At 70.2% G+C, this 13,648-nt stretch carries 9 protein-coding genes and 2 pseudogenes; 7 read left to right on the top strand and 4 right to left on the bottom strand.

Going from position 1 to position 13,648, the window contains the following annotated elements:
- The first annotated feature begins 2 nt into the window (after window positions 1–2).
- The 5 genes and pseudogenes from AB0N06_RS21115 to AB0N06_RS21095 all read left to right on the top strand — a co-directional run bounded on the left by AB0N06_RS21115 (window position 3) and on the right by AB0N06_RS21095 (window position 6,418).
- A complete protein-coding gene (locus AB0N06_RS21115) occupies window positions 3–926 on the top strand; it encodes an N-acetylmuramic acid 6-phosphate etherase (RefSeq protein ID WP_366136206.1) in 924 nt (307 codons plus the stop codon).
- Window positions 923–1,936, top strand: a complete 1,014-nt coding sequence (locus tag AB0N06_RS21110) for a BadF/BadG/BcrA/BcrD ATPase family protein (protein WP_366136205.1) — start codon at window positions 923–925, stop codon at window positions 1,934–1,936. The genes AB0N06_RS21115 and AB0N06_RS21110 overlap by 4 nt, the downstream gene beginning before the upstream one ends.
- 322 nt (window positions 1,937–2,258) lie before the next feature.
- Entirely contained in the window at window positions 2,259–4,562 is a 2,304-nt protein-coding gene (locus AB0N06_RS21105; protein ID WP_366136204.1) for a beta-N-acetylglucosaminidase domain-containing protein, read from the top strand.
- 194 nt (window positions 4,563–4,756) lie between these two features.
- Window positions 4,757–4,843, top strand: a pseudogene (locus tag AB0N06_RS21100) (cysteine hydrolase); the annotation flags it as partial.
- A 285-nt stretch (window positions 4,844–5,128) separates the two neighbouring features.
- Window positions 5,129–6,418: a phosphodiester glycosidase family protein gene (locus AB0N06_RS21095; protein ID WP_366136203.1), complete on the top strand. Its 1,290-nt coding sequence runs from the start codon at window positions 5,129–5,131 to the stop codon at window positions 6,416–6,418.
- Between the two features lie 242 nt (window positions 6,419–6,660).
- On the opposite strand, the gene AB0N06_RS21090 is transcribed toward AB0N06_RS21095, so the two are convergent.
- Window positions 6,661–7,815: a PP2C family protein-serine/threonine phosphatase gene (locus tag AB0N06_RS21090; RefSeq protein WP_366136202.1), complete on the bottom strand. Its 1,155-nt coding sequence runs from the start codon at window positions 7,813–7,815 to the stop codon at window positions 6,661–6,663.
- 173 nt (window positions 7,816–7,988) lie between these two features.
- On the opposite strand from AB0N06_RS21090, the pseudogene AB0N06_RS21085 reads away from it, so the two are divergent.
- Window positions 7,989–8,130, top strand: a pseudogene (locus tag AB0N06_RS21085) (tetrahydrofolate dehydrogenase/cyclohydrolase catalytic domain-containing protein); the annotation flags it as partial.
- Window positions 8,131–8,299: 169 nt separating this feature from the next.
- On the opposite strand, the gene AB0N06_RS21080 reads toward AB0N06_RS21085, so the two are convergent.
- Both AB0N06_RS21080 and AB0N06_RS21075 read right to left on the bottom strand, forming a co-directional pair.
- Window positions 8,300–8,506, bottom strand: a complete 207-nt coding sequence (locus tag AB0N06_RS21080; protein WP_366136201.1) for a hypothetical protein — start codon at window positions 8,504–8,506, stop codon at window positions 8,300–8,302.
- 105 nt (window positions 8,507–8,611) lie between these two features.
- The gene (locus tag AB0N06_RS21075) at window positions 8,612–9,580 is read right to left on the bottom strand and encodes a winged helix-turn-helix domain-containing protein (RefSeq protein WP_366136229.1); all 969 of its coding nucleotides are present in this window, start codon (window positions 9,578–9,580) and stop codon (window positions 8,612–8,614) included.
- Between the two features lie 58 nt (window positions 9,581–9,638).
- Between AB0N06_RS21075 and AB0N06_RS21070 the strand changes: the two genes are divergently transcribed.
- On the top strand, window positions 9,639–10,871 hold the full coding sequence (locus tag AB0N06_RS21070; protein WP_366136199.1) for an MFS transporter: 1,233 nt from the start codon (window positions 9,639–9,641) through the stop codon (window positions 10,869–10,871).
- A gap of 218 nt (window positions 10,872–11,089) precedes the next feature.
- Here AB0N06_RS21070 and AB0N06_RS21065 read toward each other — a convergent pair whose 3' ends face one another.
- Complete coding sequence (locus AB0N06_RS21065) at window positions 11,090–13,528, bottom strand: SpoIIE family protein phosphatase (RefSeq protein WP_366136198.1); 2,439 nt, start codon at window positions 13,526–13,528, stop codon at window positions 11,090–11,092.
- Between the last annotated feature and the right edge of the window lie 120 nt (window positions 13,529–13,648).

Below are 13,648 nucleotides of genomic sequence, written 5' to 3'. Positions count from 1 at the left end.
CCATGACTGAGAAGGACACCGTCCCGCCGCCACTGACCGAGTCCCGCAACCCGGCGACACACGACCTGGACTGGCTCAGCGTGCCCGAGCTCGTCGACCGTATTACCGACCAGGACCGGCAGGCGCTGCAAGCCGTCCGCGCCGCCCGCGAGGATATCGCGCACTTGGTCGCCATGGGCGTGGACGTCCTGCGGGGCGGCGGCCGGGTCCACTACTTCGGGGCCGGCTCCTCCGGGCGCTTGGGGGTGCTCGACGCTGCCGAAGTGATACCGACCTTCGGCGTCGGTCCCCGGGTCTTTGTGGCACACCTGGCCGGCGGCCCCGCCGCTATGACCGAGGCGGTGGAGGAGGTCGAGGACGACGCGGACGCCGGGGCGCTGGACGCGACCGAGGTCACCGGGGCGGATCTCGCCATCGGGCTCAGTGCCAGTGGTGTCACCCCCTACGTCGGCGGCGCGCTGCGCCGGGCCCGTGCCACCGGTGCCGCCACCGCGCTGGTGTCGGCGAACCCGAGCGCACCGCTGGCAGCCGACGCGGATCTGCACATCGCGTTGGCGACCGGTCCGGAAGCGGTCACCGGATCCACCCGGATGAAGGCCGCCACCGCCCAGAAGCTGGTGCTCACCACTTTCTCCACCGCGGTGATGGTCCGCCTCGGGCGCACCTACTCGAACCTGATGGTGTCGCTGACCGCGGTCAACGACAAACTGCGGCGCCGCAGTGTGCGCGTCCTGTGTGAGGCCGCCGCAGTGGACGCGGACGCCGCCGGCCGGGCGCTGGCCGCAGCCGGCGACGACACTCGGGTAGCCCTGGTGGGCCTGCTCGCCGATCTGCCCGCGGACCGCGCCCGGCACCTGCTCGCGCGCCATGGAGGTTCGGTCACGGCTGTCCTCCGCTCAGCCGTGAATCCGGTTCCCGAGCCGTGACTGCGCTGCGGGTGGCCGGCATTGACGTGGGCGGCACCGGAGTGCGGGTCGGCATCCGGGAGTTGGGTTCGGACGCGCCGGCCCGCTGGACGGACCGGTCCGCCCCCGCCAGGATCGGTGCGGCCGGCCTGGATGCCGCTGCCGTACTGGAAGTGGCTGTTCCAGCGTTGGAGACACTGCTGGCCGAATCCGCGACCGGCATGCTCAACACGGTCGACACCATCGCGGTGGGCGCGACCGGATTCGCGTTGCTCGGCGGCGACCTGCGTAAGCGGCTGCCGCATGCGCTGGCCGACCGCTTCCGCGCGCGCCGCGTGGTGCTGGCGAGCGACGCGGTAACCGCCTACGCCGCGACGATCGGCACCGAGCCGGGGGCGGTGATCGCAGCCGGAACCGGTGCCGTCGCCCTAGGACTTGGCCCTGAGAGAGGCTGGCGCCGAGCCGACGGCTGGGGACACCTCCTCGGCGATGACGGCGGCGGTGCCTGGATCGGGCGTGAGGGCCTGGCGGCGGCGCTGCGCGCCTACGACGGCCGTCCGGACGGCTCCCCTCAACTGCTGGACGCGCTCGTTCGACAGTTCGGACCGCCGGCGCAACTGCCTGGGCTGATCCAGCCCAGTCCGCAGCGTGCCGGCCTGTTGGCCGGCTTCGCTCCTGCCGTCGCCGCCTGCACCCGCGACGGTGACGCGCGGGCGAACTACATCCTGGTCCGGGCCGGGGCGGCCCTCGCCGAGACCGTGCATGCCGTGGCCCCCGACGATGCCAACGCGCCGATCGGGCGCACCGGCAAGCTCTTCCGGATCGGCGACGCGCTGCTCGCCGCGTTCGAGACACGGCTGCGCGAACTGCGCCCCCGCGTACGCCTCGTGGCGTCCCACGGCGAACCGCTGGACGGCGCCCTCGGCCTGGCCGCCTCGGCAGCCACCGGCACCTGGACGCTGCCCACGGACGAAGCACTGCTCACACTCACCCACTTCGACCACGTCGACGGACGACAGAGGCAGTCATGACAAGTACAACGGCCTCCAGCGGGCCTCGCGGCGCCCTGCACGGCCGCCGCCGGCCATCGTCAGCAGCGTCGCCGAGATCGGTGTCATCCACGATCGGCTGATCGCGGACACCACTGCGATGTCGTCGCACTGATTCCCGCGGCCCGCTCTCCACCGTCCCGTATGTGGCTGTCCGACGTCGGCCAGGGCATCACGGTCGGCCAGCAGCCATACACGTCTTCGCCATCGCGACCGGTTGAACACTGTGGTCGGCGTCGCCACCACGACAGCCGGCTCCCCACTCCGCCCGCATCCATGGGGCGGGCCTTACGAGGAGGTAGGCATGCAACGCTTCTTGAGATCAGCCCTCATAGGGATGACCACGGCGCTGGTGACGGCGGTGGTCACCGTCCCCGCTCAGGCGGTGCACGACCCGCAGCCGACGTTGCCCGCGGGGCTGCTTGCGCCGCCGCCGGCCGTTGCGGCGGAGGCGGAGCAAGCGGCAGGCAGGGGCGGTGACCACACACCGGCCGTCTCACCCGTCCCGCACGAGATTTCGTACGGGAAAAGGTTCCCGGTGCCGCAGCGCGCCGTGGTGGTACGCGACGCGGCGAGCGATCCGCAGGCCGTGGCGACCGTGGCCGAGGCCCTGCGGGCGGCAGGCGTGCGCGAGGTCACTCAGGCATCGGCGGCCCGCCCGGGTGCGTACCGGGTGTATGTCGGCACGCGGCCCGCGTCGCCCGCCGCCGAGGGCCTGAAGCCGGGCGGGTATGTCGTCTCCGTCTCCCGGCACCGCACCGTCCTGGACGGCGTGGACGACGCCGGCACGTACTACGCCGCCGAAACCCTTCGGCAGCTGTTCACGGGCCGCAAGGTCGTCTCCGCCACCGTCCGCGACTGGCCGGACTTCGCGACCCGCGGCGGCCAGGAGTCCTTCTACGGCGCGAAGTGGTCGTACGAGGACGAGCTGCGCGAGATCCGCTTTCTCGGCGCGCACAAGCAGAACACGTTCCTCTACCACCCGCGTATCGGCGATCCGCACAACGCGGCGCAGAAGTGGCGCGAGCCGTACAGCGGTGCGCGGCTGGAGGAGCTGCGGACGATCGTCGCGGAGGCGAAGAAGCGGCACATCAGGTTCATCTACCGGCTCGGACCGGAGGCGCCGACCGCGCCCGGATACGGCATCTGCCACGCGGATCCCGAGGAGTTGAAGCTCGTCCTCGCCCGCTTCCAGCAGCTGTACGACATCGGCGTCCGCGATCTCTCGCTCGGCTGGGACGACGTCTCCAACCCGATCAGCTGTGCGGCGGACCGCGCGAAGTTCGGCGGCGACGTGAACCCGAAGGCGGCGGCCCAGGCATACGTCACGAACCACGTGTACACAGACTTCATCAGGTCCCACCCGGGCAGCCGGCTGATCACCATCCCCACCGAGTACTGGAACGCGACGCCGTCCTCGTACAAGAAGCGCTACAACGAGCTGGTGGAGAAGGACACCTCGATCTACTGGACCGGCCCGGAGGTGGTCTCCCCGCAGATCACCAACGCGCAGGCGACGGCGGCGAAGGCAGCGTACGGCAACCGCAACATGCTGATCTTCGACAACTACCCCGTGAACGACTACGCACCCAACCGCCTCCATCTGGGCCCTCTGACCGACCGCGATCCGATGCTGACCGACACGGTCGAGGGCATCACCACGAACCAGATGAACCAGCACGCGCCGTCCCTGATCGCCCTGTTCACGGCGGCGGACTTCACGTGGAACACGGCCGCGTACGACCCGGAGGGGTCCTGGGACCGGGCCCTGCGCGAGCTGGGCGGGAAGGCGTACCCGGCGCTGAAGCTCTTCGCGGAGAACTCGCGGAGCGGCCCGCTGACGTCGACGGCGGACGCGGGGCGGCTGAAGGCTCTGGTGGCGGCTGTGTGGGACAAGCCCGGCGACACGGCCGCACTGACCGAACTGGACCAGTACTTCGGTGAGTTGGTGGAGGCGCCCGGCCGCATCGAGCGCGACATGGGTGACCCGGCGTTCGCCGCACAGGCCGGACCGTGGCTGGAGAAGCTCGGCGCGTACGGGGAGGCCGGCCGTACAGCGATGGGGCTGCTGCGGGCGGAGGCGGCAGGCGACACGGCAGAGGTCGCGCGTCTCGCGGACGTGCTGCGCGAGCAACGGGCCGCGCTGGCGGCGATCCCGCAGCAGCTCACCGACGGTACGGCGGACAGCTTTCTGTCCCGGGTGCTGAACATCGGCTTGCCCGACCTGGCGCTGAACCGCCCGGTGACCGCCTCCGGGCAGATCTCGGCGAGTCGGGCGGCCGCGTACGCGGTGGACGGCGACGCGTCCACCCGCTGGGAGAGCCAGGCGTCCAACTCCCAGTGGCTGCGCATCGATCTGGGCGAACGCCGCACCATCGGCAGCGTGCGCCTGAACTGGGACGCCTCGTACCCGAAGTCGTATCGGGTCGAGGTGTCGGACGACGGTACGTCCTGGACGACCGTGCACACTGCGGCGACCGTGGACGGCGGCGCGGACGAGCTGCGCGGCCTCGCTGCCGAAGGGCGCTATGTGCGCCTGAGCGGCGAGGGCCGGTCGAACACGGGCCGCGGCATCGCGCTCTGGGAGGTCAGCGTCTACGAGCGCTGAGCCGCCGCCCGGAACTGCGCGAACGCCTCGTGGAATCCGGGGAACGTTGGGTGCCGGCCGGGGTGACGACGGCAGGTGGGCTGGTGACGGGTGAGGAGGGCACCGGCACGGCCGGCTTGGACAGGGGAGGGGCCGCTACGGCGTGCGCCGCGACTCGCTGAGGATGGCGACGGCGAGTCCGCCGGAGGCGAGGGGCTCTGACTGCCATTGCACGGGCTGGCCTCTACGTCGAGGGCGCCCCAGGCACCGAGATCCACCCCGAGGTCGCGCCCCGGCCGGGCCTGAACGCACGAAAGGTCGCCCCATGGGGGGACCGCCGAACCGCCCGCCCCGCGATCTGGCCGTCTCCACGTCGGGCCGGCACTGATCGACGTGGGCGGGGGCATTCGGCTACCGCCGGCTCACCGTCCGACACGAACGCAAGGGCTCACACTTCCCTGCCTTCCTCGCCTTCCTCGGACTCGCAGCCGCCCTGACTTAACCGGACTGGATGATTAATCCGCCTGCCGCCAATCGATCAACTACCGACGCCGTAAAGTTTTCCCAGGCCGAAGAGGCTCGTCGGCATGACTTCCCACTCCCGATATGCTTTCCGGCCGAAGCGTGCCGCAGCGGTCGCGGCAGCTGCGACGGCCGCTTTGTCCCTCATTCTCGTCCCGACCAGCCACGCCGCAGCCGCTGACGCGTCCCTTCCGCTGGGCGATGCCAATCTGGAAGAGACTCGCAGCAGCCAGACCTTGGCCGACGGTGTCACACTGACCCGCATTGTCCGTGGGACCGAGCCCGCTCAGGCCGGCCAGATCAACACCACGACGCGCGGCCCGTGGGTGGTCAACGTGCTGACGATCGACCCCCACAAGACCCGGGGGCACCTGGAGGCCACCTACGGGCCGGATCTGGCCAAGACCGAGAAGACCACCGACCTCGTCCGCTCCTCCGGCGCCCTGGTCGGCGTCAACGCCTCCTTCTTCACCTTCACCGCCAGCGCGCAGTACCCCGGCGACCCGGTGGGCCTTGGCCTGTACGGCGGGAAACTCCTCAGCGAGCCCACCCGCGGCCGCGACGAGGCCGACTTCGTCGTGGACGCCAACAGCAACCGGGTCCTGATGGGCCAGCTGAGCTGGTCCGGTAGCGTGCAGAACCGGCAGACCGAGGCCACGTTGCCGCTGGAGTACACCAACCACCCGCCGGTGGTTCCGGGCGCTTGCGCCGGCCTCACCGACCAGACCCAGTGCACCTTGCCCGGCGATGTGGTTCAGTTCACCCCTGAGTTCGCGGGCGCCACCCCGTCCGGAGTCGGCGTGGAGGTCGTTCTCGACCGGCACGGCTGCGTGGTGCGTACCTCGACGACTCGTGGCACGGAGCTGACGGATGGCCAGACGTCCTTGCAGGCGACGGGCCGGGATGCGGCGTCCCTCCTGCAGGTCGCAGGACAGGGATGCCTCAAGGTGACCTCCACCCTGGTCAACGAGCAGGGTGAGGAACTCCCCGCACGCAAGGGGCTGTTCGGTGTGAGCGGCCGCTTCCGGCTCACGGAGGACGGACAGATCGTGGTAAAGCCCGGTGCGGACAACTCGCGCAACCCCCGCACCGTCGCCGGCACGACGCGAGACGGACAGATCATGCTCGCGACGATAGACGGTCGCATAACCACCAGCGTCGGTACCACCATGGACGAGACCGCTGCTGTCGCTCAGGCACTGGGCATGCACGACGCGGTCAACCTCGACGGCGGCGGCTCCAGCACCATGTCGGTCGAGGGCGCACTGGTCAACCAGCCGAGCGGAAAGACCGAGCGGGCCGTCGGCGACGCCCTTGTCTTCATGAACACTCCGTACCGCGGCGGCAAGGACTGACGCTGCCACCACAGTGGCGACTGGCCCGGGCCAAGGGGCCCGGGCCAGTGTCTTGTCCAGCGCTCTTGCCCACCGTTTCGGCGTGGCGGTCAGCGCGGCCCACCAGCCGGAGGACTCCGCGGACACCCGCACGCAGCTTCACTGAAGCGCATTCGCGAGGATCTTGTGCCGATCGAAACGTCATCGCCGCTGGTCGCAGCGGTGACGGTCCTTTGTCAGGTGTCCACCCGACACGGGCCACCTCAATCGCTCACCTTCGGCGTCGCCTGGCGGCTCGACGAGCGGTCGCTGGGGTGCGGGGTGGTTGCGCGGCGGATGGCGATGAGGGCGATGTCGTCGCCGAGGCTCCCTCTGGTGTGGGCGAGCAGGTCCCGCTGGATGTGGTGAAGCAGGGCTTCGGGGGTTTTGTCGGACCACTGGGCGGCGCGTTCCGCGAACGGGTAGAAGGCGCCGTCGCGGTCGCGGGCCTCGATGACGCCGTCGGTGTAGAGGAGCAGGGTGTTGTCGGAGTCGAAGGGCAGCACGTCGAGGGTGTGGTCGTCCGGGTCGGTGATGCCGACGCCCAGTGGGGGTGAGGGGTGCAGGTTCGGGACGGTCACGGTGTTGTCCGGACCGAGCAGCAAGGGCGCCGGGTGGCCGCAGCTGGTCATTTGGATGACAGGTTCGTCGTCGGGGATCTCCAGCAGGACAGCGGTGACGAAGCGCTCCCCGGCCTCATCCGCCGGTTCGAAGTCGGCCAGGTAGCGGGTCACGCTGCGTTCCAGGGCAAGGGCCATTTGGGGCAGGGCGGCGTGCTGGTGAGCGGCCTCACGGAAGGCGCCGAGCAGGAGGGCGGCCTCGCCGATGGCGGGCAGCCCCTTGCCCTGTACGTCGCCGATCATCACACGCACTGCGCTGTCGGTACGGGCGGCGGCGTACAGGTCGCCGCCGATCTCGGCCTCCTCCTCGGCGGACAGGTAGAGGCAGGCGAGCTGCAGCGGGCCGAGCCTGCTGGGCAGTGGCCACAGCAGGGCGTGCTGGGCGGCCTCGGCGACCGACCGCACCTGGGCCAGCTGACGTCTGTGCCAACGGCGCACCACGGTGAAGAACACGATCAGCAAGGAGAGCACCGTGAGTGCGAGCACCTGCACCAGCAGGCTCTGCGAGTACTGCAGGCCGAGTTGCCAGCCGATGAACACCTGCGCCGCCACGGCCAGGGCTCCGATGCCGCCCGTCGTCCAGGGCCCGGCGAATGACGCGGTGATCGCGGGCGCGATCACCAGCAGGGGGCCGAGGACGATGTGGGGGGTCGCTACGTCCACGACCGTGATCAACACGATGAGCGCGACCGGGAGCACCAGCAACGCATGGGCCGGCCGTAGCTGCCCCATCCCGGCAAAGCGCCGCCTGGAAGCCATGTCTTCCACAGTGCACCCACCCAGGGCGGTTTGCGAGAGGAGCCAGCAGGCCGCTTCCGAAGGTGACCGCCTCGGCGATCGAGGAACTCCTGCGCCACCTGAACATCCTGCACAGCGGAGGCGTCCACGGCGTGCACATCGCCTTCGTGCGCGTCGCGCTCACCGAGGCACGGCGATACGGGGAGCGGCCCTGCCTGGCGACGGTGCTGGTGGGAGAGGACCCCGCTCCGTCACTTCATGCGCATGAAACGGGCCCGGTGCGCGAGGGCAGGCATCCAGTCCCGGCGCATCGGCCTGCCCGCCGCCACCACGACCACCGACCCGGCAATGAGCCATCCCGCTTGCGGGGAGCGCTGCACGGTGATCGCGCCTGGCGATGACGATCAGTGTCGCATTCGGCACTGACAGTCCCATGCGTGCGGGTCGAGTCGCTGTCCCTGGGGTACGGCAGGTGAGCCGGGCAGGTCGAGGGTCTGCTTCTGGTTCAGGGCGTCCAGTGCGGTGGTGGGTTCGTCCGCGATGACCAGACGGGGGCGGCGGCGAGCGCGAGTGCGATCATCAGGCGCTGCCGCTGGCCTCCGGAGAACTCGTGCGGGTAGTCGCGACAAGCCGCGCCCACCGTGCCGTACCGTGAGTCGATCCGGCTCACCGAGGACGCCCCGTGGGCCGCCGTCCAGGACCGCCAGAACACCCACGGCTTCGCCGCCTTCGACGTCGACCCTGGCGACCGCCGCAGCGGCCGGACCCGGATGCGGGTGATGGCTACGCACCGGACAACGGGTTTCCGGATGAGGACTCATCCGGATTCCTGGGCTTCCAACAAGGCCTCCCCGACGGCCGTTCGGTAGTAGAGCACGGACCGTCCGGCACGTCTGCGCCGCACAAGGTGAGCGCCAAGAAGGATCTTCAGATGACGGCCCACCGATCCCAGGCCCTGGCCGGTCAACGCCACGAGCTGTGTCGTGCTCTTCGGAGTGTCGAGAAGCACGAGGACGCTCGCCCGCGCCGACCCGAGCAGCGCGCGCAGAGGCTCGGGCACCGGAGCTTGGCCGGTGTCGGCCAGGGTGCCTGAACACGGGTACACCACGGCGTACCGGTGGGACTCCCATGAGACCCAGCTCTGGCGCGGCGTGACGGGCACGAACATCAACTGCGCCCCGGAGAGCTCTCGTGGTGGCGAATCATGCGCAGTGACCTGCAAGCGGCTCTCGCCGAGCCAGCGCATTCCCGTGCGCATATCCTCCAGGGCTGTGATCCAGCCGCCTTGGCTCAGCTGCATCGTCCGCCCGATGACATCGGCCTCGATGATCCGTCGACGACGCGGCCAGTAGGGCAGTACCGTCTGCGTCCATACCCACTCCAAGAGATCCGCTGCGCGTTCCGGAAGATCCGAGCGGCACAGTCGGTCCGGGAGCGGCCCGCCCGACGACACCGTCAGGTCGGTGCGGGCGGTCTCGGGCGGTGTTTCGCGTATCCGCGTCAGTTCGTCTTCGAATGCCTGCTCGCCCTCGCCCGTCGGTGTGGGGGTGAGGAAGGTCGCGTTCCAGGTGCGTCCCAGAGCGGCCCGGACAAGCAGTGCGGTGAGCGGGTCGTCGGCTTGCCGTGCCCGGTAGGCGGGCAGATGGGCGTCGAGCCATATCCGCTCGTCCGGATACGCGGCCGTTCCCCGCTCCAGTGCTTTCAGGCTCGCGGTGGCCTCGGCCAGCGGCGAGACGACGAAGCGGCTTTTCGCAAGCGTGTCCGCGTTGACCTGCCACCAGCTCATCTTTCGCCTCCCTGCGAAACAGTAACGTCCCGGCATCGGCGCCACTGAGACTCCGGTCATGCGTACCTATCGCGAACTCTTCCGGACACCGGAGTTCACGCCCCTCTTCCTGGCGTCCACGGGGCAGGTGGCGGCCCAGACGGTGAGCGGGCTGGCCCTGGGAACCCAGGTCTACACGGCGACCGGCTCGCCGCTGCTCTCTGCCCTCGCGATGTTCGGCCCCTCACTCACGCAGGTGATCGGCGCGGCGACGCTGCTTTCGGCAGCCGACCGGTTGCCGCCACGTGCCGCACTCACCGGTCTGTCAGTGCTCTTCGGCCTCGGCACAGCCGCCCAAGCCGTACCGGGCCTGTCCGTCGCGGCGGTCTTCGCCATCGTCCTCGGCCTCGGAGTCGTCTCCGCCCTCGGCGGTGGTGTGCGCTACGGACTGCTCAACGAAGTCCTCGACAAAGAGGGATATCTGCTCGGTCGCTCCGTGCTGAACATGTCCACGGGCACCGTGCAGATCTGCGGCTTCGCCGTCGGCGGCGTACTGACGACGCTCGCGTCACCACGCGGCACGTTGCTCATCGGTGCCGCTCTGTACCTGGTCGGCGCGACCATCGCCCGACTCGGTCTCAGCCGCCGGATGCCTCGGGCCACCGGACAGCCGTCCGTTGCCGAGACCTGGCGGAACAACGGGCGGCTCTGGTCCTCGAAACCACGACGCTACGTCTACCTCGCCCTGTGGGTGCCCAACGGGCTGATCGTCGGCTGCGAGTCGCTGTACGTCCCCTACGCGCCCCGGCACGCGGGGCTCCTCTTCGCCTGCGGCGCACTGGGCATGCTGGTGGGAGACACGCTGGCCGGCCGCTTCGTTCCTCAGCGATGGAGGGAACAGCTCGGCGTACCGCTGTGCCTGCTGCTCGCCGCTCCCTTCCTCGTGTTCCCCCTGCACCCGGCACTTCCCCTGGCAGCGGCGGCCGTGGCGCTCGCCACGGTCGGGTACTCAGCGAGCCTGCTGCTTCAGGAGCGCCTGATATCCCTGACACCGGACGAGTTGAGCGGACACGCCCTTGGGCTGCACTCCTCCGGCATGCTCACCATGCAGGGCGTGGGCGCCACCCTTGCGGGCGCTGTCGCAGAGCGCACCTCACCGGCAACAGCGATGGCCGTGATGGCAGCGACCTCCCTCGCAGTCACCCTGTCCCTGGCACCGGGTCTGCGGCCGCCCGCTCGCAGAACCTCTGAGCCTGTTGGCCTCCGAAAGCGAGCGTCCCCAGAACTCACCCATGAGGACGCCGGAAAATAGCCGTCGGCATCGAAAAGGACGAGGGCTGTAGCCGGTCCGCCGGTCATCCCACGCGTGGTCGACGCCGACATGGTCCGCGTGTCACGCGTGCGCCGGCGGCTCGGGCCGCCGGGAATACGTCCACCCGGTCGTTGGCGGCGGACTGCGCGGCAACGACTCGGTGGGTTCGTCCGGGATGCCGATGCGCGGTCCGTGTTACGGGGGCTTCTGCTTGGGCGTCACATCGCCGGAATCGGTGCTCCGACAGGAGAAAGAGCTTGCTCGGCCCATATGGTCTTGCCGTCGCGGTTGTAGCGGGCGCCCCAACGGGAGGCGAGCTGGGCCACGAGGAACAGACCGCGGCCGCCCTCGTCGCCGGTGCGCGCGCGGCGCAGATGCGGGGCGTTGAGGCTGCCGTCGGAGACTTCGCAGATGAGGCCTGTGGCGTGGATGAGACGCAGGGCGATGGGGCCGCGCGCGTGGCGGATGGCGTTGGTGACCAGCTCACTGACCATCAGTTCGGTGGTGAAGGTGAGTGGTTCCAAGCCCCAGGTGGCGAGCTGACGGGTGGTGAGGGTGCGGGCATGGGCGACCTGCGCAGGGTCGACCGGCAGCTCCCAGGAGGCGACCTGGCCTGCTTCCAGTACGCGGGTGCGGGCAAGGAGCAGGGCAGCGTCATCGGATCGGTGCTCCGGCAGCAGGGGGGCCACTACCGCATCGCAGAGCTGTTCCAGCGGTCGGGTGGGGCCGGCCATGGTGCGGGACAGTCGGTCGAGTCCGGCATCGACGTCCCAGCCCGGTGGTTCGATGAGGCCGTCGGTGTAGAGCGCCAGGACAGAGCTGTCCGCGAGACGGCGTTCAGCGGTTTCGAAGGGGAGACCGCCCAGCCCCAGGGGCAGGTTCGGCGGGATGTCGTCGAGGACCTCCACCGCACCGTCGGGCTGCACCAGGACGGGTGGGGGATGACCGGCGCGCGCGAAAGTGCAGATGCGGGAGATGGGGTCGTAGACGGAGTACAGACACGTGGCGCCCTCGCAGTCGGGATCCTCCTCGGTGAGACGGATGACGAGGTCGTCGAGCTGGGTGAGGACCTCGTCGGGATGGAGGTCGAGGCCGGCCAGCGTGTGGACAGCGGTGCGCAGCCGTCCCATGATGGCCGCCGCGTGCAGGCCGTGGCCGGTGACGTCTCCGACGACCAGGGCGACGCGGGCTCCCGACAGGGGAAGGACGTCGAACCAGTCCCCGCCCGCTCCGGCGTGGGCGGCAGCCGGCAGATACCGGTGGGCGGTCTCGACGGCGGGGAAATGGGGCAGATCGTGCGGCAGCAGGCTGCGCTGCAGGGCCAGGGCGGTGTTGTGCTCGCGGGTGTAGCGGCGGGCGTTGTCGATGCATACCGCGGCGCGGGACGAAAAGTCCTCGGCGAGGGACAGGTCCCCTTCGTCGTAGGATCGCGGATCCTGGTGGCGGCCGAAGGTGGCCACGCCCAGCGTGATGCCGCGGGCCCGCAGCGGCACGGTCATGTACGAGTGGAAATGGAACTCGCGGATCTTCTCGGCCCGCCGGGCGTCGTGGGTGAACCACTTGTCCGCGTCCAGATTCCGCACCAGTACCGATTGCCCGGTGGCCAGGCTCCGGACCTGTGGCGTGCCCGGGTGGAGCGCCACCGGCTCGCCCACCACGAACACGGCCTCCGGGGCGTGCTCGCGTACGGAACGGAGTCCTGAGCGGAGGGCATGCACCTCCCCGGCCACCGGCCCGGGGGCCGGTTCCTCGCCCCGCACCGTCGCCTCCAGCAGGTCGATGGCGACGAAGTCCGCGAGTCCGGGAACGGCCGCGTCAGCCAGTTCCTGCGCCGTGCGCAACACGTCCAGCGTGGTGCCGATGTGCACGCCGGCCTCGGTCAGCAGCGCCAGCCGCTGCTGGGCCTGATGGCCGTCAGTGACATCGATGTACATCTGGCACATCCCCAGGACCCGGCCGGCCGGGTCGGTCAGCCGGAAGGAGGAAGCGGAAAACACGTGCTCGCGGTCCGGATCGGACGCCAGGCGCCTGTGCACCTTGAAGTCGACCACCGGCTCGCCGGTGTCCCGCACCTGCCGCAGGATCCGGTCGACCGTCGAGGCCGATTCCGGTGAGTCATCGCCGATGCGCCGACCGATGAGCCGTTCGGCGGGCAGAGCGGTCGCGCGCTCCATCGCGGCATTCACCCACAGGTACCGCAGCTCGGTGTCCGTGACGGTCACCGGGATCGGGGACTGGCTGAAGAGCGCCTTCAGGATCGCGCGGTCGACATCCTCCCGTTCCATCTCTCGCGCGCCGGCGGCGCTGACGAACCAGCCGGCCTGGCCCTCCCTGCTGAGCACGGGCCGCACACGCACCGCTACCGACACCTCGTGCCCGTCGCGGTGCCGCATGCCCAGTACGCCGTCCCAGCGCTGCCCGGCTGTATGCCGTACCTGGGCACCCAGTGCCGCTTCCCGGTACTTCCGGGTGGTCAGCAGATCCACCGCCGGCTTTCCGCAGACGTCTTCCGCGGGGTATCCAAGGAGTGCTTCCGCCTGCGGGCTCCACAGGGAGATCGCGCCGTTGCCCGCCACGTATGCGATGGCCGTGCACGCACCCGGCAGTGAGTCTCCCGCCCCTGCGTCGAGGCCCCCGGAAACCTTGGTTACGCGCACCGGCACCACCTCGTCCCAGGCCTCTCCCTGCCCATGATAGGGACCGGGGTGGTGCCTGACTCCTTGAGCGCGCCGTGCCCGGGGGGAACGCCGGAACCGGATCGGGTCCTGCGGCCCGCG

The sequence above is a fragment of the Streptomyces sp. NPDC051020 genome (assembly GCF_040683105.1).
Classification (GTDB): domain Bacteria; phylum Actinomycetota; class Actinomycetes; order Streptomycetales; family Streptomycetaceae; genus Streptomyces.
This window is presented reverse-complemented; position numbering and strand designations above follow the sequence as displayed.

Bases quoted from the DNA above. Each gene is read 5' to 3' on its own strand.
- AB0N06_RS21095 (WP_366136203.1), top strand. From the start codon at position 5,129: ATGACTTCCCACTCCCGATATGCTTTCCGGCCGAAGCGTGCCGCAGCG.
- AB0N06_RS21070 (WP_366136199.1), top strand. From the start codon at position 9,639: ATGCGTACCTATCGCGAACTCTTCCGGACACCGGAGTTCACGCCCCTC.
- AB0N06_RS21115 (WP_366136206.1), top strand. From the start codon at position 3: ATGACTGAGAAGGACACCGTCCCGCCGCCACTGACCGAGTCCCGCAAC.
- AB0N06_RS21105 (WP_366136204.1), top strand. From the start codon at position 2,259: ATGCAACGCTTCTTGAGATCAGCCCTCATAGGGATGACCACGGCGCTG.
- AB0N06_RS21075 (WP_366136229.1), bottom strand. From the start codon at position 9,580: ATGAGCTGGTGGCAGGTCAACGCGGACACGCTTGCGAAAAGCCGCTTC.
- AB0N06_RS21090 (WP_366136202.1), bottom strand. From the start codon at position 7,815: ATGGCTTCCAGGCGGCGCTTTGCCGGGATGGGGCAGCTACGGCCGGCC.